Origin of the sequence: Saccharothrix sp. (assembly GCF_031180885.1) — a bacterium.
Lineage (GTDB): Bacteria > Actinomycetota > Actinomycetes > Mycobacteriales > Pseudonocardiaceae > Actinosynnema.
Map to the genome: position 1 here is coordinate 36743 of NZ_JAPSLK010000006.1, position 21759 is coordinate 58501.

23 protein-coding genes and 1 pseudogene are annotated in these 21759 nt (G+C 71.8%); 17 read left to right on the forward strand and 7 right to left on the reverse strand.

Annotated elements, in window-relative coordinates:
- Nucleotides 1-70 precede the first annotated feature (70 nt).
- The 3 genes from RIN75_RS11105 to groL all read left to right on the forward strand — a co-directional run bounded on the left by RIN75_RS11105 (nt 71) and on the right by groL (nt 3491).
- A complete protein-coding gene (locus RIN75_RS11105) occupies nt 71-277 on the forward strand; it encodes a cold-shock protein (protein ID WP_121223452.1) in 207 nt (68 codons plus the stop codon).
- A 135-nt stretch (nt 278-412) separates the two neighbouring features.
- Nucleotides 413-1648, forward strand: a complete 1236-nt coding sequence (locus RIN75_RS11110) for a protein kinase (protein ID WP_309111759.1) — start codon at nt 413-415, stop codon at nt 1646-1648.
- A gap of 220 nt (nt 1649-1868) precedes the next feature.
- Nucleotides 1869-3491 (forward strand): chaperonin GroEL, encoded by a 1623-nt coding sequence (gene groL / locus RIN75_RS11115; protein WP_309111760.1) that lies wholly within the window; start codon nt 1869-1871, stop codon nt 3489-3491.
- Nucleotides 3492-4501: 1010 nt separating this feature from the next.
- Here the strand turns inward: groL and RIN75_RS11120 are convergent.
- From RIN75_RS11120 to RIN75_RS11125, 3 genes and pseudogenes are all read right to left on the reverse strand, one after another.
- The gene (locus RIN75_RS11120; RefSeq protein WP_309111761.1) at nt 4502-5065 is read right to left on the reverse strand and encodes a low temperature requirement protein A; all 564 of its coding nucleotides are present in this window, start codon (nt 5063-5065) and stop codon (nt 4502-4504) included.
- A 49-nt stretch (nt 5066-5114) separates the two neighbouring features.
- Nucleotides 5115-5435 (reverse strand): annotated as a pseudogene (locus tag RIN75_RS44060) (low temperature requirement protein A); the annotation flags it as partial.
- Complete coding sequence (locus RIN75_RS11125; protein WP_375295937.1) at nt 5317-5739, reverse strand: low temperature requirement protein A; 423 nt, start codon at nt 5737-5739, stop codon at nt 5317-5319. The pseudogene RIN75_RS44060 and the gene RIN75_RS11125, both read right to left, overlap by 119 nt.
- Before the next feature lie 325 nt (nt 5740-6064).
- Here RIN75_RS11125 and RIN75_RS11130 point away from each other — a divergent pair, with 325 nt between their 5' ends.
- The gene (locus RIN75_RS11130) at nt 6065-6670 is read left to right on the forward strand and encodes a sigma-70 family RNA polymerase sigma factor (protein WP_309111945.1); all 606 of its coding nucleotides are present in this window, start codon (nt 6065-6067) and stop codon (nt 6668-6670) included.
- A gap of 59 nt (nt 6671-6729) precedes the next feature.
- Nucleotides 6730-7152 carry a carboxypeptidase regulatory-like domain-containing protein gene (locus tag RIN75_RS11135; RefSeq protein WP_375295941.1) on the forward strand — a complete coding sequence of 141 codons (423 nt, stop codon included), beginning with the start codon at nt 6730-6732 and terminating at the stop codon, nt 7150-7152.
- Here RIN75_RS11135 and RIN75_RS11140 read toward each other — a convergent pair.
- Nucleotides 7142-7909 carry a phosphodiesterase gene (locus tag RIN75_RS11140; RefSeq protein ID WP_309111763.1) on the reverse strand — a complete coding sequence of 256 codons (768 nt, stop codon included), beginning with the start codon at nt 7907-7909 and terminating at the stop codon, nt 7142-7144. The two genes, RIN75_RS11135 and RIN75_RS11140, sit on opposite strands and share 11 nt — an antisense overlap.
- Before the next feature lie 94 nt (nt 7910-8003).
- Between RIN75_RS11140 and RIN75_RS11145 the strand changes: the two genes are divergently transcribed.
- The 5 genes from RIN75_RS11145 to RIN75_RS11165 all read left to right on the forward strand — a co-directional run bounded on the left by RIN75_RS11145 (nt 8004) and on the right by RIN75_RS11165 (nt 13228).
- Complete coding sequence (locus tag RIN75_RS11145; protein WP_309111764.1) at nt 8004-8657, forward strand: copper homeostasis protein CutC; 654 nt, start codon at nt 8004-8006, stop codon at nt 8655-8657.
- Nucleotides 8658-8740: 83 nt separating this feature from the next.
- Nucleotides 8741-10033, forward strand: coding sequence for an extracellular solute-binding protein (locus tag RIN75_RS11150; protein WP_309111765.1), 1293 nt, complete (start codon nt 8741-8743; stop codon nt 10031-10033).
- Nucleotides 10030-10992 carry a sugar ABC transporter permease gene (locus tag RIN75_RS11155; RefSeq protein ID WP_309111766.1) on the forward strand — a complete coding sequence of 321 codons (963 nt, stop codon included), beginning with the start codon at nt 10030-10032 and terminating at the stop codon, nt 10990-10992. The genes RIN75_RS11150 and RIN75_RS11155 overlap by 4 nt, the downstream gene beginning before the upstream one ends.
- A complete protein-coding gene (locus RIN75_RS11160; RefSeq protein ID WP_309111767.1) occupies nt 10989-11822 on the forward strand; it encodes a carbohydrate ABC transporter permease in 834 nt (277 codons plus the stop codon). Before RIN75_RS11155 ends, RIN75_RS11160 begins: the two co-directional genes overlap by 4 nt.
- Entirely contained in the window at nt 11822-13228 is a 1407-nt protein-coding gene (locus tag RIN75_RS11165) for a beta-N-acetylhexosaminidase (protein ID WP_309111946.1), read from the forward strand. The genes RIN75_RS11160 and RIN75_RS11165 overlap by 1 nt, the downstream gene beginning before the upstream one ends.
- 47 nt (nt 13229-13275) lie before the next feature.
- Here the strand turns inward: RIN75_RS11165 and RIN75_RS11170 are convergent, their stop codons facing one another.
- From RIN75_RS11170 to RIN75_RS11180, 3 genes are read right to left on the reverse strand one after another with little or no spacing between them, the layout of a single operon-like run.
- Nucleotides 13276-13512, reverse strand: coding sequence for a PspC domain-containing protein (locus RIN75_RS11170; RefSeq protein WP_309111768.1), 237 nt, complete (start codon nt 13510-13512; stop codon nt 13276-13278).
- A 59-nt stretch (nt 13513-13571) separates the two neighbouring features.
- The gene (locus tag RIN75_RS11175) at nt 13572-14156 is read right to left on the reverse strand and encodes a zinc-binding dehydrogenase (RefSeq protein WP_309111769.1); all 585 of its coding nucleotides are present in this window, start codon (nt 14154-14156) and stop codon (nt 13572-13574) included.
- Complete coding sequence (locus tag RIN75_RS11180; RefSeq protein WP_309111770.1) at nt 14045-14377, reverse strand: alcohol dehydrogenase catalytic domain-containing protein; 333 nt, start codon at nt 14375-14377, stop codon at nt 14045-14047. Before RIN75_RS11180 ends, RIN75_RS11175 begins: the two co-directional genes overlap by 112 nt.
- Nucleotides 14378-14459: 82 nt before the next feature.
- Here RIN75_RS11180 and RIN75_RS11185 point away from each other — a divergent pair, with 82 nt between their 5' ends.
- The 7 genes from RIN75_RS11185 (at nt 14460) to RIN75_RS11215 (ending at nt 21756) form a co-directional block, all read left to right on the forward strand.
- A complete protein-coding gene (locus RIN75_RS11185; protein WP_309111947.1) occupies nt 14460-15338 on the forward strand; it encodes an AraC family transcriptional regulator in 879 nt (292 codons plus the stop codon).
- 425 nt (nt 15339-15763) lie between these two features.
- Entirely contained in the window at nt 15764-16123 is a 360-nt protein-coding gene (locus tag RIN75_RS11190) for a hypothetical protein (protein WP_309111771.1), read from the forward strand.
- Nucleotides 16116-17228, forward strand: a complete 1113-nt coding sequence (locus RIN75_RS11195) for an XdhC family protein (protein WP_309111772.1) — start codon at nt 16116-16118, stop codon at nt 17226-17228. The genes RIN75_RS11190 and RIN75_RS11195 overlap by 8 nt, the downstream gene beginning before the upstream one ends.
- 151 nt (nt 17229-17379) lie before the next feature.
- The gene (locus RIN75_RS11200) at nt 17380-17922 is read left to right on the forward strand and encodes a 2Fe-2S iron-sulfur cluster-binding protein (protein WP_309111773.1); all 543 of its coding nucleotides are present in this window, start codon (nt 17380-17382) and stop codon (nt 17920-17922) included.
- The gene (locus RIN75_RS11205) at nt 17919-20279 is read left to right on the forward strand and encodes a xanthine dehydrogenase family protein molybdopterin-binding subunit (RefSeq protein WP_309111774.1); all 2361 of its coding nucleotides are present in this window, start codon (nt 17919-17921) and stop codon (nt 20277-20279) included. The genes RIN75_RS11200 and RIN75_RS11205 overlap by 4 nt, the downstream gene beginning before the upstream one ends.
- Nucleotides 20276-21130: a xanthine dehydrogenase family protein subunit M gene (locus tag RIN75_RS11210; protein ID WP_309111775.1), complete on the forward strand. Its 855-nt coding sequence runs from the start codon at nt 20276-20278 to the stop codon at nt 21128-21130. The genes RIN75_RS11205 and RIN75_RS11210 overlap by 4 nt, the downstream gene beginning before the upstream one ends.
- A complete protein-coding gene (locus tag RIN75_RS11215) occupies nt 21127-21756 on the forward strand; it encodes an SRPBCC family protein (RefSeq protein ID WP_309111776.1) in 630 nt (209 codons plus the stop codon). The genes RIN75_RS11210 and RIN75_RS11215 overlap by 4 nt, the downstream gene beginning before the upstream one ends.
- The last annotated feature ends 3 nt before the right edge of the window (nt 21757-21759 follow it).

The following is a 21759-nucleotide window of genomic DNA, read 5'->3' on the forward strand; positions in this document are numbered from 1 at the left end:
GAGGTATCGGCGAACCCCCTCGTGCCTCTAGCGTGGCGGTTTGCTCAGGTATTTCTCGAAGGAGGACGTCTTGGCTGTCGGCACGGTCAAGTGGTTCAACTCGGAGAAGGGGTACGGCTTCATCGCCGCCGACGGCGGGCCCGATGTCTTCGTGCACTACTCGGCGATCCAAATGGAAGGCTTCCGCACGTTGGCCGAGGGCGACCGCGTGGAGTTCGAGATCCAGGCGGGCCGGGACGGCCGCAGCCAGGCGGCGGACGTCCGGAAGGCATCGTGAACCCCGCCCGGCCCGCCCCGCGGCGGGTCGGGCCGTTTCCCGCGACCGCCGTGACACCCGTCGTGACGCGTGTCGTGACCGGACTTACCCGGAACCGCCCGCACGCCCGTTCGGCCGGACGTTAGGCTGCCTCGCGTGTCGGAGGACCTGTCTGGGCGACGGCTGGGCCACTACCGCATCGACGGGGTGCTCGGCCGCGGTGGCATGAGCGTGACCTACAAGGCCACGGACGTCCGGCTCGGCCGCAAGGTCGCGCTGAAGGTCATCGGCGAGCACCTCACCGCCGACGCCGAGTTCCGCGAGCGGTTCGTGGACGAGGCCCGCAACACCTCGGCGATCGACCACGCCAACATCGTGCCGCTGTACGACTTCGACGAGGTCGACGGCCTGCTCTACATCGCGATGCGGCTGGTCGACGGCCAGGACCTGGCCTCCCACATCAAGGACGGCCCGATCTCGCCCGCCCGCACGCTCACCCTGCTCGGCCAGGTCGCCGAAGCGCTGGACATGCTGCACGGCAAGGGCCTGGTCCACCTCGACGTGAAACCGGCGAACGTGCTGGTCACCACCAAGGAAGCGTCCCGCGAGCACGTCTACCTCGCGGACTTCGGCCTGACCCGGCGCGGTGCCACCGGCCACCGCACCCGGACCGGCGACTTCCTCGGCTCCCCGACCTACGCCGCGCCCGAGCACCTGCGCGGCGAGCCCCTCGACGGCCGCACCGACCAGTACGCGCTGGCGTGCATGGTGTTCGCGTGCCTGTCCGGGCGGCCCCCGTTCCAGGGCGGTGTGCAGGACGTCATCCAGGGCCACCTCGGCCAGGAGATCCCGGCGCTGACCTCGCTGGTCGCGCTGCCGCCGGGCATCGACGACGCGCTGCGCAAGGGCACCGCCAAGAACCCCGACCAGCGCTTCGGGTCGTGCCAGGAGCTGATCTCGGCCGTGCGCACCGCGCTGGGCGGCGCGGCGACCGTGACCAGCTCGCCCCGCCGGGTCGACGCCCCCGTCTCGGGGCCGACCCCGGTCGTGGGTCCCCCGTCCGGTGGCATGCCGGCCCAGCAGCCGCCGCCCGGCTTCGCCAACCAGCCCGGGTTCCTCGCCGAACCGGTGCGGCTGCGCCCGCCGACCCAGATGGGCGGCGCCTCGGCGTTCACCTCGACCAAGAAGGAGCGGCCCGCGTGGTTCGCGCCGGTGGTCGCGGGCGTGGTGGCGATCATCGCGATCGTCATCGTGGTGCTGATCCTCACGCCCAAGGACGAACCGCCGCGCCCGCCGCAGTCCACCAGCTCCGGGCAGTCCATCGACGTCGGCGGCACCACGACCAGCTCGAAGCCGCTGCCCACCAGCGTGCCCGTCAAGACATCCCGGTGACCTGGGGTTCTTGCACTCGACGGCGGTGAGTGCTAAACACGGTGCTGGCACTCGGAACACCTGAGTGCCAGCACGCAGGCTGGGACGGTGAGGCGCACCCGGTGGTAACGGGTGGGTCGTCCGTCGCGGGCACCGAGCCTGGCCAAGCACCGTGTTCCGCTGCGGGCACCTGTCCGCAGTGGCCCCATGAGTCGTTTATAAGGCGGAGGAACACACCGCAATGGCCAAGATGATCGCGTTCGACGAGGACGCCCGCCGCGGTCTCGAGCGTGGCATGAACACCCTCGCCGACGCCGTCAAGGTGACGCTGGGCCCGAAGGGCCGCAACGTCGTGCTCGAGAAGAAGTGGGGCGCGCCGACCATCACCAACGACGGCGTCTCGATCGCCAAGGAGATCGAGCTCGAGGACCCGTGGGAGAAGATCGGGGCCGAGCTCGTCAAGGAAGTGGCGAAGAAGACCGACGACGTCGCCGGTGACGGCACCACCACCGCCACCGTGCTCGCCCAGGCCCTGGTCCGCGAGGGCCTGCGCAACGTGGCCGCCGGCGCCAACCCGCTGGGCCTCAAGCGCGGCATCGAGCAGGCCGTCGAGGCCGTGACCGAGCAGCTGCTCAAGACCGCCAAGGAGGTCGAGACCAAGGAGCAGATCGCCGCCACGGCGTCCATCTCCGCGGGCGACTCGACCATCGGCGAGCTGATCGCCGAGGCCATGGACAAGGTCGGCAAGGAAGGCGTCATCACGGTCGAGGAGAGCAACGCGCTCGGCCTCGAGCTCGAGCTGACCGAGGGCATGCGCTTCGACAAGGGCTACATCTCGGGCTACTTCGTCACCGACCCGGAGCGCCAGGAAGCGGTCCTGGAGGACCCGTACATCCTGCTCTACGGCTCCAAGATCTCGTCGGTCAAGGACCTGCTCCCGCTGCTGGAGAAGGTCATGCAGTCCGGCAAGCCGCTGCTGATCATCTCCGAGGACGTCGAGGGCGAGGCCCTGGCGACCCTGGTGGTCAACAAGATCCGCGGCACGTTCAAGTCCGTCGCCGTCAAGGCCCCGGGCTTCGGCGACCGCCGCAAGGCCATCCTGCAGGACATCGCGATCCTGACCGGTGGCCAGGTCATCACCGAGGACGTCGGCCTCAAGCTGGAGAACGCCGATCTGTCCCTGCTGGGCAAGGCCCGCAAGGTCGTCGTGACCAAGGACGAGACCACGGTCGTCGAGGGCGCGGGTGACGCCGAGCAGATCCAGGGCCGGGTCAACCAGATCCGGGCCGAGATCGAGAAGTCGGACTCCGACTACGACCGCGAGAAGCTCCAGGAGCGCCTGGCCAAGCTCGCCGGTGGTGTCGCGGTCATCAAGGCCGGCGCCGCCACCGAGGTGGAGCTGAAGGAGCGCAAGCACCGCATCGAGGACGCGGTGCGCAACGCCAAGGCCGCCGTCGAGGAGGGCATCGTCGCCGGTGGCGGCGTCGCGCTGCTCCAGGCCGCCGAGGCCGCCTTCGCGGGCCTGAAGCTGGAGGGCGACGAGGCCACGGGTGCCAACATCGTCAAGGTCGCCGTCGAGGCGCCGCTCAAGCAGATCGCCATCAACGCCGGCCTCGAGGGCGGCGTCGTGGTGGAGAAGGTCAAGGGCCTGCCCGTCGGCCACGGCCTCAACGCCGCGACCGGCGTCTACGAGGACCTGCTCGCCGCCGGCGTGCCGGACCCGACGAAGGTCACCCGCTCGGCTCTGCAGAACGCGGCCTCCATCGCCGCGCTGTTCCTGACCACCGAGGCCGTGGTGGCCGACAAGCCGGAGAAGTCCTCCGGCGCGCCGGCCGTCCCGGACGCGGGCGGCATGGACTTCTGATCCAAGCGGCACGAGGGGCCCGGTCCGTTCGCGGACCGGGCCCCTTCGCCGTTCCCGGACGTGTTCCGGGGCGTGTTCCCGGTGCCTGTTCTCGGTGCCTGTACTCGGCGCCTGTTCCCAGGACCTGTTCTCTCGGCCTGTCTTCTGGGCCTGTCTTCTGGGCCTGTTTCCGGCTTTCCCGCGGCGTCGGGGCTTTCACGCACCGCTTTCGCTTTGCGCAATGCACGCGGCCAACCGGACAACCGGCCCTAACCCGCCCGCGCAGAATTGCGGATTCCCCACCGGCCCTCTCCCGATGCACCCAAGCCGACCTCGCACCGCCCGCCGAGAGCCGCACTTCACCGGTATGCGCAAAAAGCCCGGACAACCCCAACCCGCCACAACCACCCCACCCCTACCGCACTCAGCCCTCACCCCTGGCCGTCGCCCCGCCGCCCCGCCGCGTCGCCGCGTCGCCTCGCCTCGGCGCGTCACTGCGCCGCGCTACTGGGCCGCCGTGCTGCGGGCTGGTGCCACCGCGCCGTCGCTTGAGCCGCCGCCGCGCCGCCTCGCTGCGCCTCCGGCCCCTGGCCTTGCCTGCGCCCTCGCCGATCTAGGCCGGCCTGAACCGTTGGCTCCAGATTCGCTGGCGCAAGCCGGGCTCTGCCGGCCGAGCCCAGCCCCAGCCCTCGCCGTCCCCGGCCACCGACCGCAGCCGCCAGCGCCGCAACTGGCAGCTCAAGCCCTGCCGCCAGCCCCCCGTCCCGGCCGTGCCCTCGGCCCAGTCCGGCCCAGCCCAACCCAGCCCGGTCCAGCGCGGCCCAGCTCAACCCAGCCCGGTCCAGCGCGGCCAGGCCCGGCGCGGTCCGGTCCAGCCCGGTCCGGTCTGGCCTGGCCCGGCTCGACCCTGCGTTGCTCGCCCTCGCCCTCGCCCCAGGCCCGCCCCGTCCCCCCGCGTTCCTCACCTCACGGGACGCACGAGCCCGCAGTTGGTGCCGAAAATGACATCTCACACGATGGGGTGATGGCCCTCAGTGCTCCGCCGGCGCGTGGATGCGTTCGCGGATCTCGCGGCGCGCCCCGCCGTAAACCCGCACCTCGACAGCGATCCACAGCACGCACGCCGCCGTCAGGATCCCCAACGCCGCCCAAGCCGGAACCAGCAGCGCCACCGGGGTCAGGGCCACCAGGACCACGGCCATCGCCACCCGCACCCCGTTCACCGTCCCCAGGTTCCGCAGCCGGAACCCGATGTGCCCCAGCACGTACAGCAGCACGCCCCCGTACAGCGCGTACGGCCCCACCCCGTGCAGGTGCTCGCCCGGCGTGTGCCCGTCCGCCCCGCCCAGGTAGTTCATGGTCTTCTTCAGCCCCAGCGCGAGCAGGATGATCCCCGCGATCATCGGCAGGTGCAGGTACGTGAACGAGTCCCGGGCCAGGGCGGCCCGCCGCGCTCCGGTCGCCGCGTGCAGTACGCGCTCCGCCGTCGGCGCCACGACGTCGAAGTACGCCCACCACAGCGCCGCCGCGATGATCAACCCGCACACGATCCCGAAGATGATCGGCCACGACACCGGCAGGTCCGCGACGCCCACCCCCCACCGCCACGATCGACTCGCCCAACGCGATCAGCACGATCAGCGCGTACCGCTCGGCGAAGTGAACGGCCGAGTGCACCCGCCACCCGGACACCCCGGTCAGCAGCACCCCGCCGTAGTCGACGGCCAGCGCCAGCGCCCACAGCGCCGTCTGCGTCAGCCCCGAAGTGAACGATGCCGAGACCAGGACCACCGTGCCCGACAACATCGGCAGGCACGTCACCGCGAGCTGCCGGCGCAGGGCGGCGTCACCGTGCGAGAAGCGCCAGTACGACACCAGGTGCAGCACCCGCACGAACAGGTAGCACGCCGCGAACACCAGCGGACCGGGCAGACCTCCCGGCAGGTCGTCGAACGCCTCGGGGAGGGTCACCGACGCCACCAGCATCACGGCCATCGCCGCGAACAGCACGATCCGCGCGCCGTCGTCGTCGGGCGTGCACCCGGTTGCCCAGCCACGAGTAGCAGCACCAGCACCACCAGAGCAGGGCGAGCAGCAGCATGCCGCGCACCACGCCACGGACCGTGGGGTCGGCGGCCATCAGCTGGGTCACCTGGTTGATCACGTACACGAACACCAGGTCGAAGAACAGTTCGAGCGGTGTCACCCGGGCGCCCTCGTGGTCGACCCGGGCCCGGCGTGTGGACACGCCGGGAAGTGTGCCACCCACCTGCGCGAACCCATGATCGGTTCGCTGACCGTGAACTGTTAACGACAGGCTGTGTATCCAGCGTAGATCTACTCACTCCTTATCTCATGACCGAACCTCGACCCGGGAGGAACGCGATGGACAACCGAACCGACGGCCGGCGGCCGTCCCACTGACCACTCGGGGGAGGGGGGCGGCGAGTCCGGTCGGCTTCGAGGGGTGCCGATCGGACGCCGCCCGTGGTGAAGGGCGGTCCGCGGTGCGAGGGGGGCATCGCGGACCGCCGACACACGTGACGTGGAACGATCAGCTCCGGCTGGGGGATGTCGAGGAGGAGGTGACGACCGTGGGAGAGCTGCGCACGGCTGGTGAGCGGCCACCCTGGGAGGGTCTGGACGGGACGGACCGGCACGCTGCCTGCGTCGTCGCCGCCCGCGACGGCGACCGGAGGGCGCTGGACGTGCTGATCGCGGACCTGACGCCGCTGGTCTGGCACGTCGCGCGCGGGCACGGCCTGGACCGCAGCACCGCGGAGGACGTGGTGCAGACGGTGTGGCTGGCCCTGCTGCGCCACCTGGACCGGTTGGTCGAACCCCGCGCGCTGGCGGGGTGGCTCGTCGTGGCGACGCGGCGGGAAGCGCAGCGCACCTGGACCCCCAGTCGTCGGGAAGCGGCGCTTTCCGACGAGCTGGCGGAGCAGTTGGAGAGCGAATACGGGTTGCCGGAGGACGCCGCCCTGGTCGACGACCGGGACCACCGGTTGTGGCGGGCCTTCGGCCGCTTGTCGCAGAAGTGCCAAGAACTCCTGCGACTCACCGTGCTGGCCGGGCGGGCGGAGTACCGCGCGGTCGCCGAAGCACTGTCCATGCCACGCGGGAGCATCGGTCCGACCAGGGGCCGGTGCTTGACGACGTTGCGCGCACATCTTGACGCGGAAGGAGGATCGCGGTGAACGACATCGACCCGCGCGATGACCGCAGAGGCCATGAGGACACCGCTGTCCTCACCGAGCTGAACCGGTTGGTGTACGAGCTGGACGCGCCACCGGCGGGGCTGGTCGAACGCATCCAGTTCGCGGTGGCCCTGGAGAACCTGGACGTGGAGGTGGCCCGCTGGGAGCGGGCGGGGTCGTTCGCGGGTGTCCGCGGCGGCAACCCGGGGACCATCACGTTCACGGTCGACAACCTGACCCTGATGGTGAACTTCACCTCGACCGGCGCGCGCCACCGCATCGACGGCTGGCTCGTCCCCGCGGGTGAGCACACCGTGGAGGTGCGGGTGGCCGAGCACGAGTCGAGCACGACGAAGGCCGACGACGGCGGCCGGTTCGTGCTGTCGGACGTGCCCGCGGGCACCACGCAGATCGTGGTGCACCTGGTGAACTCCCGCGGCGAACCGGGCCGCACGGTGGTCACGCCGACGATCATGTTGTAGGCCGCCACCCACCGACGAGTGCCCCAACCGGCACGACGTGGGTGGCCCCGTCGGTGAGGTGCAGCAGGAACGCCGGTGGCTCGTGCAGGAAGCCCATCGGCCCGTCCGGCCGCAGCGTGAGCCTGCTCTGCCGGTGCGTGCTGGGGGCGACGCACACCACCGTGCCCGCGAACGGCGCGGTCACCGCCCGGTGCACGTGCCCGACCAGCACCCGCGCGACGTGGGGGTGCCTCCGCAGCACCTCCGCGAGCCGGTCACCGTCTTCCAGCCGGATGCCGTCGAGGAACGGGATGCCGACGTCGAACGGCGGGTGGTGCAGGCACACGAACGCGGGTTGCTCCCGAGAGGCCAGCACCTCGTCCAACCACGCGAGTTGCTCCGCGCCCAGCAGCCCGCCCGCGCTGTCCGGCCGCCACGAGTCGAGCACGATCACGCTGAAGCCCGCGTGGTCCACGACGTACCGCGTGTCGTGCGTGCCGCCGAGGAACGGTGTGCCGCCGAAGACCCGCGTCAGACCGGGCGCGTCGTCGTGGTTGCCCATCACGAGGTGGACGGGCAGCGGGTAGCCGTCGAGCAGGCCGGCGAGTTGGGTGTAGGCGTCGTGCCGGTACTCCGACAGGTCGCCGGTGATCACCACGCAGTCCGGCCGCGGGTCCAGCGCCAGCACGGCCCCGAGCGCGCGGTGCAGGGCGGCGGCGGGTTCGGCGGCGACGGCGTCGGTGCGCAGGTGCGGGTCGCTGAGGTGTGCGATCGACATACCCCCATCGCACCGCGACAGTCCGTTGAACGGACCCGGTTTCGCCCCCGGCGCAACCGTTCCACCGGCCCCGCTGACGACTATGGTCTAGACCATGCTTGAGGTTATCGCTCTCGACGCGGTTGATGCCGAAGCCGCCCAGGCCGGTGGAGCGCACCGGCTCGAACTCGTCACCGACATGGCCGCCGACGGCCTGACGCCCCCGCCCGCCCTGCTCAAGAGCGTGCTCGCGGCGACCGACCTGCCCGTCCGGGTCATGCTCCGCGACGCCGCCGGGTTCACGCCCGGCGACCTCGACGGCCTACGCCGCGCCGCCGCCACCGCGCGGGAAGCCGGCGCGACCGAATTCGTCCTCGGCTTCCTCGACGCCCACGGCAACATCGACGAAGAAGCCTGCCGCGCCGTCCTCGAAGAAATCGACGGCTGCGCCTGGACCTTCCACCGCGCCCTCGACAACTCCGCCGACCCCCGCCGGGCCTGGGACGTCGTCGCCGACCTCGGCTGCGACACCGTCCTCGCGGCCGGCTCACCCAAGGGCGTCGCGGACGGCATGGACGTCCTCGCAGACCTCGCCGCCCGCCGGCAAAGGGTCACGCTCCTCGTCGGCGGCGGCCTCAAGCAAGAGCACGTCGGACCGCTCAAAGCCTTGGGTGCCACGGCCTTCCACGTCGGGAGCGCGGTTCGGCCCGGCGGGTGGGCCGCGTCGCTGTCCGCCGATGCCGTCCGGACCTGGGCGAATCTGGTCTAGACCGTTCGCGGACTCGGACACTAGCATCCCCGTTGCTTCCCATGAAATAGCCGTTGCACGTGACGCAACAAGGGGTCGACGAGATGCGAGTTGCCAACAGGGTGGCCGCGGCGGCGGGGTTCGCCGCCGCGGTGCTCGCCGTGACGGGGTGCGCCCCGGTCCAGTCCGGCCCGGCCGCGACCGGCGCCGACCAGCAGACCGGGCAGCTCCGCGTCTGGCTGTTCGACGAGGTCAACCGGGGTCCCAAGGAGGCCGTGGTCAAGGAGGCGGTGACCGAGTTCCAGAACGCCCACCAAGGGGTCACCGTCGACGTCCAGTACATCCAGGTCCAGACCCGCGCCGAGCGCTTCAAGGCCGCCTTCAGCGACCCCAAGAGCGCCCCGGACGTCGCCGAGTTCGGCAACACCGACCTCGCCGGCTACGTCGCGGGCGGCGGGTTCACCGACCTCGACCTGTCCGGCTGGGCCGACGCCAAGGACCTCCTGCCCGCCGTCCTCGACACCGGCAAGGTCGACGGCGAGGTCTACGGCCTGCCCTGGTACGTCGGCGTCCGCGCCCTCTACTACCGCACCGACGTCTTCAACGAACTCGGCCTCAAGCCCCCGACGACCCTGGACGAGATCGCGCCCATCGCCCGCAAGGTCCGCGAGTCCAAGCCGGACATGCTCGGCATCTCCGCCGGCGGCAAGTACACCTACGGCGCCATGCCGTTCGTGTGGGCCAACGGCGGCGACATCGCCCGCAAGGACGGCGACAAGTACGTCTCCACCATCGACAGCGCCGAGTCCAAGGCGGGCCTGCGCCAGTACACCGAGCTGATCGCCGACGACATCTGCCCGCCCGCCCAGTGCGCCGGCAACGGCGGCGACGCCAGCGTCGAGGCGTTCCGCGCGGGCAAGGCGGCGATGGTCATCGGCGGCGACTTCAACCGCAAGTCCGTGGACGCCTCCAGCGCCGCGGGCAAGTACGCGGTCGTGCCGCTGCCGGGCAAGACGGCCGGCTCCATCGCGCCCGCGTTCTCCGGCGGCAACCTGCTCGGCGTCATGAAGGGCAGTGAGCGCAAGACGCTGGCCAAGGAGTTCGTCCAGCTCCTGGGCGGCAAGACCTACCAGCGCAAGATGTTCGACGCCATGGGCAACATGCCGACCTTCGCCGACGTGCAGAAGGCGGTCGCCGAGTCGCAGCCCGCCGTCGAGCCGTTCATCAAGACCCTGAACGCGGGCACCAAGTTCGTCCCGGTCACCCCGAACTGGGCCAAGATCGACGCCCAGGCCGTGCTGCCGACCCTCATCCAGGAGGTGGCCGCCGCGGGCAACGACCTCGACGTCGCGGCCAAGAAGGCGGCCGACGCGATGAACGCGGCGTTCGCTTCATGACCGACGTCCACCTCGACCCGCGCCCCGCGACCGGGGTGCGGGTCGACCCCGAAGCGCCGCGCCGGCCGCGGTGGAAGAGGAAACGGGGCGACGGCCCGATCGCCTTCGCCTACCTGACCCCGGCGCTGCTGGTGCTGGTGGGCCTCATGGGCTACCCGATCTACCAGCTCGTCCTGATCTCGCTGTTCGACTACGGCCAGGAGCAGGTCAGCGGTGGCGCGCCGCTGACCTTCCTGGGGCTGGCCAACTACGCCACCCTGCTGTCGGACGCGAAGTTCTGGACCGTCCTGGGCCAGACCGTCGGGTTCGCCGCGGTGTGCGTGGTCGGGACGCTGCTGGTCGGCGCCGCGCTGGCGGTGCTGGCCACCCGCGTCCGCACGTGGGCGCGGATGACGCTGTTCCTCGCCGCCCTCGGCGCGTGGGCCACCCCGGCGGTGGCCGGCTCGACGATCTGGCTGTTCCTGTTCGACGCCAACTTCGGCTTCGTCAACGAACTCCTCGGCACCACCGGGTTCTCCTGGACCTACGACCGCTGGATCGCGTTCGGCCTGGTCGCGGCGCAGGTGATCTGGTGCTCGTTCCCGTTCGTCATGGTGACCCTGTACGCGGGCATCAAGTCGATCCCGGGCGAGGTGCTGGAGGCGGCGGCCCTGGACGGCGCGTCGACGTTGCGCACGGCCCGCTCGGTGATCCTGCCGCTGCTGCGCCCGCTGCTGATCGTGGTGACCATCCAGTCGATCATCTGGGACTTCAAGGTGTTCACCCAGATCTACATCATGACCAGCGGCGGCGGCATCGCCGGGCGCAACCTCGTGCTCAACGTCTACGCCTACCAGCAGGCGTTCGCCGCCTCGGAGTACGGGCTGGGCGCGAGCATCGGCGTGGTGACGACCGTGCTCCTGCTGCTCATCACGCTCGGGTACCTGCGGGCGCTGCGGAAGTCGGGGGAACAGCTGTGAGGCGCGGACTGGTCGAGGGCGTCACGGTCCTCATCGCGGGCGTGGTGGCGTTCCCGCTGTACTGGATGGTGCTCACCGCGCTCAAACCCGAGCACGAGGTCATCTCCGCCGACCCGCGGCCGTGGACGCTCGCGCCCACGTTCGACAGCTTCGTGCGGGCGCTGACCGTGCAGAGCTTCGGGCGGTACCTGGTGAACAGCCTGGTGGTGGCGCTGGCCGTGGTGCTGCTGAGCCTGCTGATCTCGTTCCTGGCGGCGACGGCGCTGACCCGCTTCCGGTTCCGCAGCCGCACGACCCTGCTGGTGATGCTGCTGGTCGTGCAGATGGTGCCGGTCGAGGCGCTGACCATTCCGCTGTTCTTCGTCATGCAGTCGGTGCGGGACGTGGCGCCCGCGTTCGGCCTGAACCACCTGGGCTCGCTGGTGCTGGTGCACCTCGCGTTCAGCCTGCCGTTCGCGATCTGGATGCTGCGCGGGTTCGTCGCCGCCGTGCCGGTGGAGTTGGAGGAGGCCGCGACCCTCGACGGCGCGTCCCGCTTCCGCTTCCTGTGGCAGGTGCTGTTGCCGCTGGTCGCGCCGGGCCTGGTGGCGACGAGCGTGCTGTCGTTCATCCACGCGTGGAACGACTTCCTGTTCGCCAAGACCTTCATCATCTCGGCGGCGGAGAACCAGACGCTGCCGCTGGCGCTCCAGGTGTTCATCAAGCCCGACCAGAACGACTGGGGCGCGATCATGGCCGGGTCGACGCTGATGACGATCCCGGTGCTGGTGTTCTTCGTCCTGGTGCAGCGGCGACTCGTCGCGGGACTCGCGGGAGCGGTGAAGTCGTGATCATACCCAAGCCGGTGTCCTTCAACCAGGGCAAGGGTTCCCTCGTCTTCGACGGCACGGTCGACGTCCGCCCGTACGACGGCCCACCCGAGTCCTACCGCCTGACCGTCTCGTCGGAGGGCGTCACCGTCGAGGCGGCGGACGCGGCCGGCGAGTTCTACGCGCGGCAGACCCTGCGCCAGCTCGGCGGCCCGGACGCCTTCCGCGCCGCGCCGATCGGCGGCCCGCCGACCCTGCCGGTGTGCGTGGTGGAGGACCGTCCCCGCTTCGCCTGGCGCGGCGTGATGCTCGACGTGGCCAGGCACTTCCTGCCCAAGCCGGACCTGCTGCGCTACGTCGAACTCCTGGCCGTGCACAAGCTCAACGTCCTGCACCTGCACCTGACCGACGACCAGGGCTGGCGGTTCGAGTCGAAGAAGTTCCCGCGCCTGCACGAGATCGGCGGCTGGCGCCCGTCCTCCCGCTACGGTGACCGGCGCTACGGCGGCCGGACGAACCGACCACACGGCGGCTACTACACCCAGGACGACCTGCGCGAAGTCGTCGCCTACGCGGCGCAACGGCACATCACGGTGGTGCCCGAGATCGACGTCCCGGGCCACAGCCAGGCAGCCATCGCGGCCTACCCGGAACTGGGCGTGCAAGGCGGTGGCGTCTGGACCGACTGGGGCGTCAACCCCAACGTCCTCAAGGCCGACGAGTCCACTGTGGACTTCTACCGGCAGGTTTTCGACGAGCTGCTGGACGTCTTCCCGGCAGAGGTGATCGGGCTGGGCGGCGACGAGGCCGAGGGCGGCGACGGCCGGTTCGTCCGGCGCATCGCCCAGCACCTGGTGCGGCGCGGCCGGCGGCCGTACGGCTGGGACGAGGTGCTCGGCGTCGGACCGCTGCCGACGAAGACGGTGATCGCGTCCTGGCGCGGCGAGGAAGCCGGCCTGACCGCCCTCGAGCGGGGCCACGACGTCGTCATGTGCCCGGAGAAGCACGTGTACCTGGACTACCGCCAGTCCGACCGCGACGACGAACCCATCCCCGTCGGCACCGTCCTGACCTGGGAGGACGTCTACGCCTACGAACCGGCGGCCGCGGATCGGGTGCTCGGCGCGCAGGCGAACCTGTGGACCGAGCACCTCGACTCCCCGCGGCGGCTGGACTACGCGGCTTTCCCCCGCTTGTGCGCCTTCGCCGAGGTGGTGTGGAGCCCCGTACCCCACACCACCCCGGCAACCCCCTTGTCCCCCGTGACGTCCCCGAGCACCCCCGCGCTCCGCGACGCCGAAGAGTTCCGCTCCCGCCTGACCCACCACCACCTGCCGAGGCTGGACGCCCTGGGCGTCGAGTACCGGCCCCTGTCCGGCCCGCGCCCGTGGCAGATGCTCCCCGGTGTGCCAGGCCACCCCCGCTAGTACGCCTCCCGGTTGGTACGCCTCCCCGGTTGGTACGCCTGCCCCCGTTAGTGCGCTTGGTCGACCTCCTTCTCCGGCACGAGAATCCACATGGCGAGGTAGAGCACCGCACCGGCGCCCACCCCGAAGAGCGTCGCGGCGACCAGCAGGATCCGCAGGATGGCCGCGTCCACCCCGATGAGCTCGGAAACGCCACCGCACACACCCGCGACCATCCGGTCGTTCCGGCTGCGGCGGAGCTTCTTGACCTTGTCGGTGGCCTGGTTGAGCACGTCGTGCGTCATAGCTCAATGGTGTTGTTCAGCGCCTTGCCGCACATCGGGGACACACCCTGAACCCACCCTCAGGGTTCAACCACGACCTTCCCCCGGGTCAACCCCGCGCCCGCCCGGCGGTGCACCTCGGGCAGCTCCTCCAGGGTGCGCCGCTCGGACACGTCGACCCGCACGACACCCGCGTCCACCAGCCCGACCAGCGCGGCCAACTGCCCGGCGTCCCACCGCACGACCACGTGGGCGCCGGGCACGTCGCTCAGGGTCGCCGACACCGCCCGGCCGCCCAGGTGCGCGATCTGCGCGTCCGGCACGAGGTTCACCACCGCGTCGAACCGCCCCCGCGGCCCGTACCCGACGACCTCGTCCGCCCCCAGCGCGGTCACTGCGCGCACCGACCGGGCACTCGCGGTCGCCGTCACGTGCGCCCCCGCGCGCCGCGCCAACTGCACCGCGAACCCGCCGATCCCGCCACCCGCCCCGTTGACCAGAACCCGTTGCCCCGCTTGGACTTCCGCGTGCTCGAACACCATCTGCCACGCGGTCAGCCCGGCCAGCGGCAGCGCGGCGGCGTCGGCCAGCGGGATGCTCGTGGGCGCGTCGACCAGGCGGTCCGCCGGCGCGACGACGTACTCCGCGGCGGCCCTTCGACCCACCCCACCACCGCCCGGCCGTCGACCGTGCCCGCGACGTCCCACCCGAGCGTGTGCGGCAACGCGACCGGGAACCGCCCCTCGCGCACCGCGATCTCCGTGGGGTTGAACGACGTCGCCGCCATCCGGACGAGCACTTCGCCTTCGCCCGGTACCGGCACCGGGACGTCGTCGATGCGGATGACCGAGGGACCGCCGTGCTCGTGGATGCGCGCGCTTCTCATGGGTCCGGACGCTAGGTATCCACAGTTGGACGCTCAATGCGTTCGAGTCCGATTTTTTGTGTGATCGTCTGACACCGTGGACATGCTCAGCGACGTCATCGCGGTGATGCGGACCGGACGGCCGGTCGCGGCCCGGGTCGGGTGGCGCGCGCCGTGGGCGCAGCGGTTCGACCGGGTCCCGGGGGCGTCCGGGTTCCACGTCGTGGTGCGCGGGGAGGCGTGGCTGATCCCGGACGACGACCTGCCGGTGCGGCTGCGGCAGGGGGACGTGGTGTTCCTGCCGGACGGGCGCGGGCACGTGCTGGCGGACCGGGTGGGCACGCCGGTGACCGCCGAGGCGTGCGCGCCGGGTTCGCGGGTGGCGTACGAGCAGCCGGAGGACCCGACGACGGTGACGCTGTGCGGAGCGTACGAGCTGGCGGACGTCCACCCGTTGCTGCGGGGGTTGTCGGCGACCGTGCACCGGGGTGGTCCGGAGCTGCTGCGGACGGTCGACCTGCTGGTGGGGGAGCTGGAGTCGCCGGGTCCGGGGTCGTCGGCGCTGGTGGCCGGGCTGCTGGACGCGGTGGTGGTGCACCTGCTGCGGGCGTGGTTCGAGGCGTCGGGGGACCGGCGGGGCTGGTTGGCGGCGCTGCGGGACCGGTCGCTGGCGCCGGCGTTGCACGCGATCCACCGGATGCCGGGGGTGCCGTGGACGGTGGCGGCGCTGGCGGCGGAGGCGGGGATGTCGCGGGCGGCGTTCGCGGAGCGGTTCACGCACGTCATGCGGCAGACCCCGATGGCGTACCTGTCGTGGTGGCGGTTGGTGACGGCGGCGAAGTTGTTGCGGGACACGGATTTGACGTTGTCTGCGGTGGCGCGGGAGGTGGGTTACGCGTCGCAGTTCTCGTTCGCGGCGGCGTTCAAGCGCGAACACGGGCTCCCGCCGGGCCGCTTCCGACGAGCTGTGTCCGAGCGGTGAAGCCCGAGGACACCCCCCAACCCACCGGGGGCCACTTCCCAACCTCAACCCCCTCCCACCCAGCCCCGCTCAGCCTCAGCACCTGCCGAGCCCGCGCTCGCCGAGCCCGCGTGCTGACGCCGCAGGTGCCGAGCCCGCGCTCGCCGAGCCCGCGCGCTGACGCCGCAGGTGCCGAGCCCGCGCTCGCCGAGCCCGCGGGCCCAGCGGCCTCTGCTGGTGGCGCGTCCGCTGCCGGCCTGGTGTCCTCCTGCGCATGCACCGGCGGCTGTCCTCCACCTTCGGGCTCTCGAAGCCGCGGGGCCGGTGAACGCCGAAGAAGCCGAAGCTTCCCGGTAGCCCGGCACCGTCCCCAAGTACCGGCAGGACGTCCAGCGGGTCGTTTCGGCCAGTCTGCTGACTACCCCCGCCGAGCGCACAATCGCAGGGTGACCGGGCCGCTGAACGGGCTCGTGGGGTTCGCGCACGCCTTGCGCGCGGACGGGGTCGAGTGCGGGCCGGACCGGGTGCGGGTGCTCCCAGGGGCGGAGGTGCGCACGCTCGGCACCCGGCTGACACCACCCGACAACTGTCGCGCCGCGACCCCGAGCAGCCGGCCGGTCGCCGCCGCGCGGGCCGTGCCCGGCCCGAGGGCGGGACGCGGTGGGGTGAACCCGCACGCCGGCAAGGACGGGTGCGCGCCGGTCCGGTCCGGCGTCGTCGCCGCCCGGCCCCGCCTGGACCGGTTGATCGTCGGGCATAGCCTGGACGCCCTGCGGCACCTGCTCGAGGAGGTAAGCGGTGCGTGATGTGCTCGTCGAACTCGCCCGGCGCGTGGCGGCGGGGGAGACCGTCGGCGTCGGCACGGTGGTCGCCACGTTCAGCTCGGCGCCCCGGCCGCCCGGCGCGGCGATGCTGGTGGGCGCCGACGGCGAGGTCGTGGGCAGCGTGTCCGGCGGCTGTGTCGAGGGCGCGGTCTACGAGTTGGCCCAGGACGTCGTGCGCGAGGGGACGCCCGTCCTCCAGCGGTACGGGGTGAGTGACGACGACGCGTTCGCGGTGGGTCTGACCTGCGGCGGGATCATCGACGTCTACGTGGAGGCGGTGTCGCGGGAGACCTTCCCGGAGCTGCCGGACGTGCTGGACACGGTCCGGGCGGAGCAGCCGGTGGCCGTCGCGACCGTCGTCGAGCACCCGGAGTGGGTCGGCCGGCGGCTGGTCGTGTGGCCCGACCGGGTGGCCGGTGACGTGCCGTCCGCACGGGCGCGCGACGCCATCGCCGACGACGCCCGGGGACTCCTCGCCGCCGGCCGGAGCGCGACCCTGCACTACGGACCGGACGGGCAGCGGCGCGGCGAGGGCATGGCCGTGTTCGTGAACTCCTTCGAACCTCCGCCGCGCATGCTGGTGTTCGGCGCCATCGACTTCGCCGCCGCCGTGGCGCGGCTGGGCGCGTTCCTCGGCTACCGGGTGACGGTGTGCGACGCGCGGCCGGTGTTCGCGACCAAGACCCGGTTCCCGGAAGCGGACGAGGTCGTGGTGGATTGGCCTCACCGCTACCTGCGGGCGCAGGCCGACGCCGGGCGGGTGGACGAGCGGACCGTGGTCGCCGTGTTGACGCACGACCCGAAGTTCGACGTGCCGTTGTTGGAGGTCGCGCTGCGGCTGAAGCTCGGTTACGTGGGCGCGATGGGGTCTCGGCGCACCCATGAGGACCGGATGCGGCGGTTGCGGGAAGCCGGGATGACGGAGAGCGAGTTGGCCGGGCTGTCCTCGCCGATCGGGTTGGACCTGGGGGCGCGGACGCCGGAGGAGACGGCGGTGTCCATCGCGGCGGAGATCATCGCACTGCGGTGGGGCGGCGGTGGCGAGCGGCTGACCCGGACCGATGGCGCCATCCACCGCTTGCCCTAGGGCTCTTGGAGCACTGCCGATCGGCCTCGCCGCCGGATGACGGTGGCGGTGTGCGCCCGGCGGTGTGGTGTTCGGGGGCGAGGGTTGTTTGACGTGGCAAGTGGTAGCAGGCTCGCGTGTGACCCCCATCACCAACGGGCTTGGAGGGTTCATGCGGATCACCGTCACCGTGGACGGGGTGAGCTACAGCGACGAGGTCGAGCCCCGGACGCTGCTGGTGCACCACCTCCGCGACGCGCTCGGCAAGACCGGAACCGTGGTCGGCTGCGACACCAGCAACTGCGGGGCGTGCACGGTCCACCTGGACGGCCACAGCGTCAAGTCGTGCTCCGTGCTCGCGGTGCAGGCCAACGGGTGTGAGGTCACCACCGTCGAAGGGTTGGCGCGCGACGGGCAGCTGCACCCGGTCCAGCAGGCGTTCCACGACAACCACGCGCTGCAGTGCGGCTTCTGCACGCCCGGCATGATCATGCAGGCCCTCGACCTGCTCGCCGACGACCCCGACCCCGACGACGCCGCCGTGCGGCACGGGCTGGAGGGCAACCTCTGCCGCTGCACCGGCTACCAGAACATCGTGAAAGCCGTCCGCGACGCCGCCCGGCGGATGAGCCCCGGAGCCGGCCCGGAAGCCGAGCAGGTCGACGAACGCTCGCTGGTGGACCGGACTCCGTTGCACCTGGGCGGTGGGGAATGACGGTCGAAGTCGGCAAAGCCCGGCGGCGCAAGGAAGACGCGCGGTTGATCACCGGCGCGGCGCGGTGGACCGACAACATCCGGCTCGCGGGCATGTTGCACATGGCCTTGGTGCGCAGTCCCGTCGCCCACGCGCGCATCACGTCCGTGGACGTCACGGCGGCGGTGCGGATGCCCGGTGTGCTGGCCGTGTTCACCGGGCGGGACCTGGCCGAGGAGCAGGGCAGCCTGCCGTGCGCGTGGCCGATCACCGAGGACATGCTGGCCCCGCCCGCGCCGGCGGTGGCCGTGGACGAGGTGAACTTCGCGGGTGAAGTGGTCGCGGTCGTGGTCGCGCGGTCCGCCGCGGAGGCGCACGACGCGTTGGAAGCGGTCGACGTCGACTACGACGAACTCCCGGTCGTGCTGGACCTGGAGGCCGCCGTGGCCGAGGGCGCGGACCTCGTGCACCCGGACCTGGGCTCGAACAAGAGCGCCACGTGGGTGTACGACTCCGCCGAAGCAGGTGCGGGTGGCGACGTCGAGCAGGCCATCGCCGAGGCCGAAGTCGTCGTGGCGCGGACGTTCCGGCAGCAGCGGCTGATCCCGGCGTTCATGGAGCCCCGGTCGGTCGTGGTCGACCCGACGCCGGACGCGGTGACGATGTGGTCGTCCACCCAGATCCCGCACATCCTGCGCTGGATGCTGGCCGCCACGGTCGGCGTGCCCGAGCACAAGCTGCGGGTCATCGCGCCGGACGTCGGCGGCGGGTTCGGCGGCAAGCTCCAGGTCACGCCCGAGGAGGTGATCGCGCTGGTGGTCGCGCGCCGGCTGGGCAAGCCGGTGAAGTGGACCGAGACGCGCACCGAATCCATGCTGTCCGCGCACCACGGCCGCGACCAGGTCCAGAAGGTCGTCGTGACGGCCAAGCGCGACGGCACGGTCACCGGGATGCGCGTCGAACTGCTCGCCGACATGGGCGCGTACCTGCGGCTGGTCGCGCCGGGCGTGCCGATCCTGGGCGCGTTCATGTACAACGCGATCTACAAGTTCCCGGCCTACAAGTTCATCTGCCACAACGTCTTCACCAACAAGACGCCCACCGACGCCTACCGGGGCGCGGGCCGGCCGGAAGCCACGTTCGCCGTCGAGCGGATCATGGACGAGTTGGCCGCCGAACTCGGCATGGACCCGATGGAGCTGCGGCGGAAGAACTGGATCAACCACGACGAGTTCCCGTTCGACACGGTCGCCGGACTCACCTACGACAGCGGCAACTACGAGGCCGCGACCGCGCGGGCCGTGGAGCTGTTCGGCTACGAAGCCCTGCGCAGGGAACAGAACGACCGGCGCGCCAACGGTGATCCCGTGCAACTGGGCATCGGCATCTCCACCTACACCGAGATGTGCGGGCTCGCGCCGTCCCGCGTGCTCGGCGCGCTGCGCTACGCGGCCGGCGGGTGGGAGCACGCGGCCATCCGGATGCTGCCCACCGGCAAGGTCGAGCTGATCACCGGCACCTCGCCGCACGGGCAGGGCCACGAGACGGCGTGGAGCCAGATCGTGGCCGACCGGCTCGGCGTGCCGTTCGAGGACGTCGAGGTGCTGCACGGCGACACCCAGGTCGCCCCGCGCGGCATGGACACCTACGGGTCGCGGTCGCTCGCGGTCGGCGGCACGGCGATCGTGCTGGCGGCGGAGAAGGTGCTGGCCAAGGCCCGGACCGTGGCCGCGCACCTGATGGAGTGCGCGCCGGACGACGTCGACTTCAGCGCCGGCACGTTCTCCGTGCGCGGCACGTCCACCACGATGTCGCTGGGTGACGTGGTCGTGGCCGCGCACGTCGCGCACGACCTGCCCGAAGGGGTCGAACCCGGGCTCGACTCCGACGCCGCGTTCGACCCGGACAACTTCTCGTTCCCGCACGGCACCCACCTGTGCGCGACGGAGGTCGACACGCGGACCGGGCGGGTGACCATCCGCAAGTACGTGTGCGTGGACGACGTCGGCAAGGTGGTCAACCCGCTGATCGTGGAGGGCCAAGTGCACGGCGGGCTCGCCCAGGGCATCGCGCAGGCCCTGTTCGAAGAGGCCGTGCACGACGAGGGCGGCACGCTCACCACGGCCACGTTCGCCGACTACCTGCTGCCGTCGGCGGCCGACCTGCCGCACTTCGTCACCGACCGCACCGAGACGCCGGCGGAGTCGAACCCGTTGGGCGTCAAGGGAGTCGGCGAGGCGGGCACCATCGCGTCCACCCCGGCGGTGGTCAACGCGGTCGTGGACGCCGTGCGGCACATGGGTGTCGACGACGTCCAGATGCCGTGCACGCCCATGCGGGTGTGGAAGGCGTTGCAGGCCGTGGGAGGTGGCGCGTGATCCCGGCGGCGTTCGACTACGTGGCGCCGACCTCGGTCGAGGAGGCGGTGCGGGCGCTGGCCGAGGGCGGTGAGGACGCGAAGGTGCTGGCCGGCGGCCAGAGCCTGATCCCCGTGCTGCGGATGCGCCTGGCCGCGCCGACCCTGCTGGTGGACCTGTCCGGGCTCACCGAGCTGACCGGCGTGCACGACGAGGGCGATTCGCTGCTCATCGGGGCCATGACCAGGCACTACGAGGTCCAGCGCGACCACCTGGTCCGCGAGCACGCCCGGCTGCTGTGCCTGGCCACCGACACCGTCGCGGACCCGCAGATCCGGCACCGGGGCACGTTCGGCGGCGCGCTCGCCCACGCCGATCCGGCCGGCGACCTGCCCGCACCGGCACTAGCGTTGGACGCCGTGATGGTCTGCGCTGGTCCGCACGGGACGCGGGAGGTGCCCGCGGCCGAGTTCTTCGTCGACTACTTCACCACCGCGCTCGCCCCCGACGAACTGCTCACCCACGTCCGGGTGCCCAAGCTGCCCGGCTGGGGCGCGCACTACGAGAAGTTCAACCGGGTCGCGCAGGCGTGGTCGATCGTGGCGGTGGCGGCGGCCGTGGAGGTGTCCGGCGGGGTGATCGCGCAGGCCAGGGTGGGTCTGACCAACATGGGACCGACGCCCGTGCGGGCGCGGGGCGTGGAGGAGGCGCTGGTCGGGCAGCCGGCCACGGCCGAGGCCATCACCACCGCCGCCACCCGGGCCGCCGAGGGCACCGACCCGACGACCGACGGCAACGCCGACGCCGAGTACCGCGCCCACCTGGCCCGGGTGCTGACCGAACGGGCCGTGACCGCCGCGGTGGGCGCATGAGGCTGGCACACCGGTTCACCGTCCCCGCGCCCGTGCCGGACGTGTGGGCGGCCCTGCTCGACCCGGCGCGGGTGGCGCCGTGCCTGCCGGGCGCGACCCTGACCGAGGTGGAGGGGCCGAAGTTCAGCGGCACGGTGAAGGTCAAGCTCGGCCCGGTCACCCTGCTGTACAAGGGGTCCGGGCAGTTCACGTCGGTGTCGGAGGAGGCGCACGCGGCCGTGATCAAGGCCTCGGGCAAGGACAGCCGGGGCAACGGCACCGCGTCCGCGACCGTCACCGTGACGCTCAACCCGGACGGGGGCAGCACGGCCGTGTCCGTGGTGGCCGACCTGGCCGTCACCGGGCGGCCGGCGCAGCTCGGGCGCGGGCTGATCAGCGAGGTCAGTGGCCGGATCGTGGGTGAGTTCGCGGATTGCCTGGCGACGAAGCTCGTGCCGGGGGAGGCTGAGGGGGTGACTGCTTCCCCGACGCCCGCTTCCCGCCCGCCGCTGCGGGCCGTGCCGGACCAGCCGGTCGACCTGCTGGAGACGGCGGGCGTGCCGGTGCTCAAGCGCGTGCTCCCGGTCTTCGCCGCCGCCCTGGCGGTGGTGTTCGTGCTGGGCCTGCGGCGCAGGCGGCGGCACTGAGCG

What these genes read in the sequence shown, in the direction of transcription:
- groL (WP_309111760.1), top strand. Translation starts at nt 1,869, where the DNA reads ATGGCCAAGATGATCGCGTTCGACGAGGACGCCCGCCGCGGTCTCGAG.
- RIN75_RS11140 (WP_309111763.1), bottom strand. Translation starts at nt 7,909, where the DNA reads ATGTCGATCGCACACCTCAGCGACCCGCACCTGCGCACCGACGCCGTC.
- RIN75_RS11145 (WP_309111764.1), top strand. Translation starts at nt 8,004, where the DNA reads ATGCTTGAGGTTATCGCTCTCGACGCGGTTGATGCCGAAGCCGCCCAG.
- RIN75_RS11150 (WP_309111765.1), top strand. Translation starts at nt 8,741, where the DNA reads ATGCGAGTTGCCAACAGGGTGGCCGCGGCGGCGGGGTTCGCCGCCGCG.
- RIN75_RS11155 (WP_309111766.1), top strand. Translation starts at nt 10,030, where the DNA reads ATGACCGACGTCCACCTCGACCCGCGCCCCGCGACCGGGGTGCGGGTC.
- RIN75_RS11170 (WP_309111768.1), bottom strand. Translation starts at nt 13,512, where the DNA reads ATGACGCACGACGTGCTCAACCAGGCCACCGACAAGGTCAAGAAGCTC.
- RIN75_RS11180 (WP_309111770.1), bottom strand. Translation starts at nt 14,377, where the DNA reads ATGAGAAGCGCGCGCATCCACGAGCACGGCGGTCCCTCGGTCATCCGC.
- RIN75_RS11185 (WP_309111947.1), top strand. Translation starts at nt 14,460, where the DNA reads ATGCTCAGCGACGTCATCGCGGTGATGCGGACCGGACGGCCGGTCGCG.
- RIN75_RS11200 (WP_309111773.1), top strand. Translation starts at nt 17,380, where the DNA reads ATGCGGATCACCGTCACCGTGGACGGGGTGAGCTACAGCGACGAGGTC.
- RIN75_RS11205 (WP_309111774.1), top strand. Translation starts at nt 17,919, where the DNA reads ATGACGGTCGAAGTCGGCAAAGCCCGGCGGCGCAAGGAAGACGCGCGG.
- RIN75_RS11215 (WP_309111776.1), top strand. Translation starts at nt 21,127, where the DNA reads ATGAGGCTGGCACACCGGTTCACCGTCCCCGCGCCCGTGCCGGACGTG.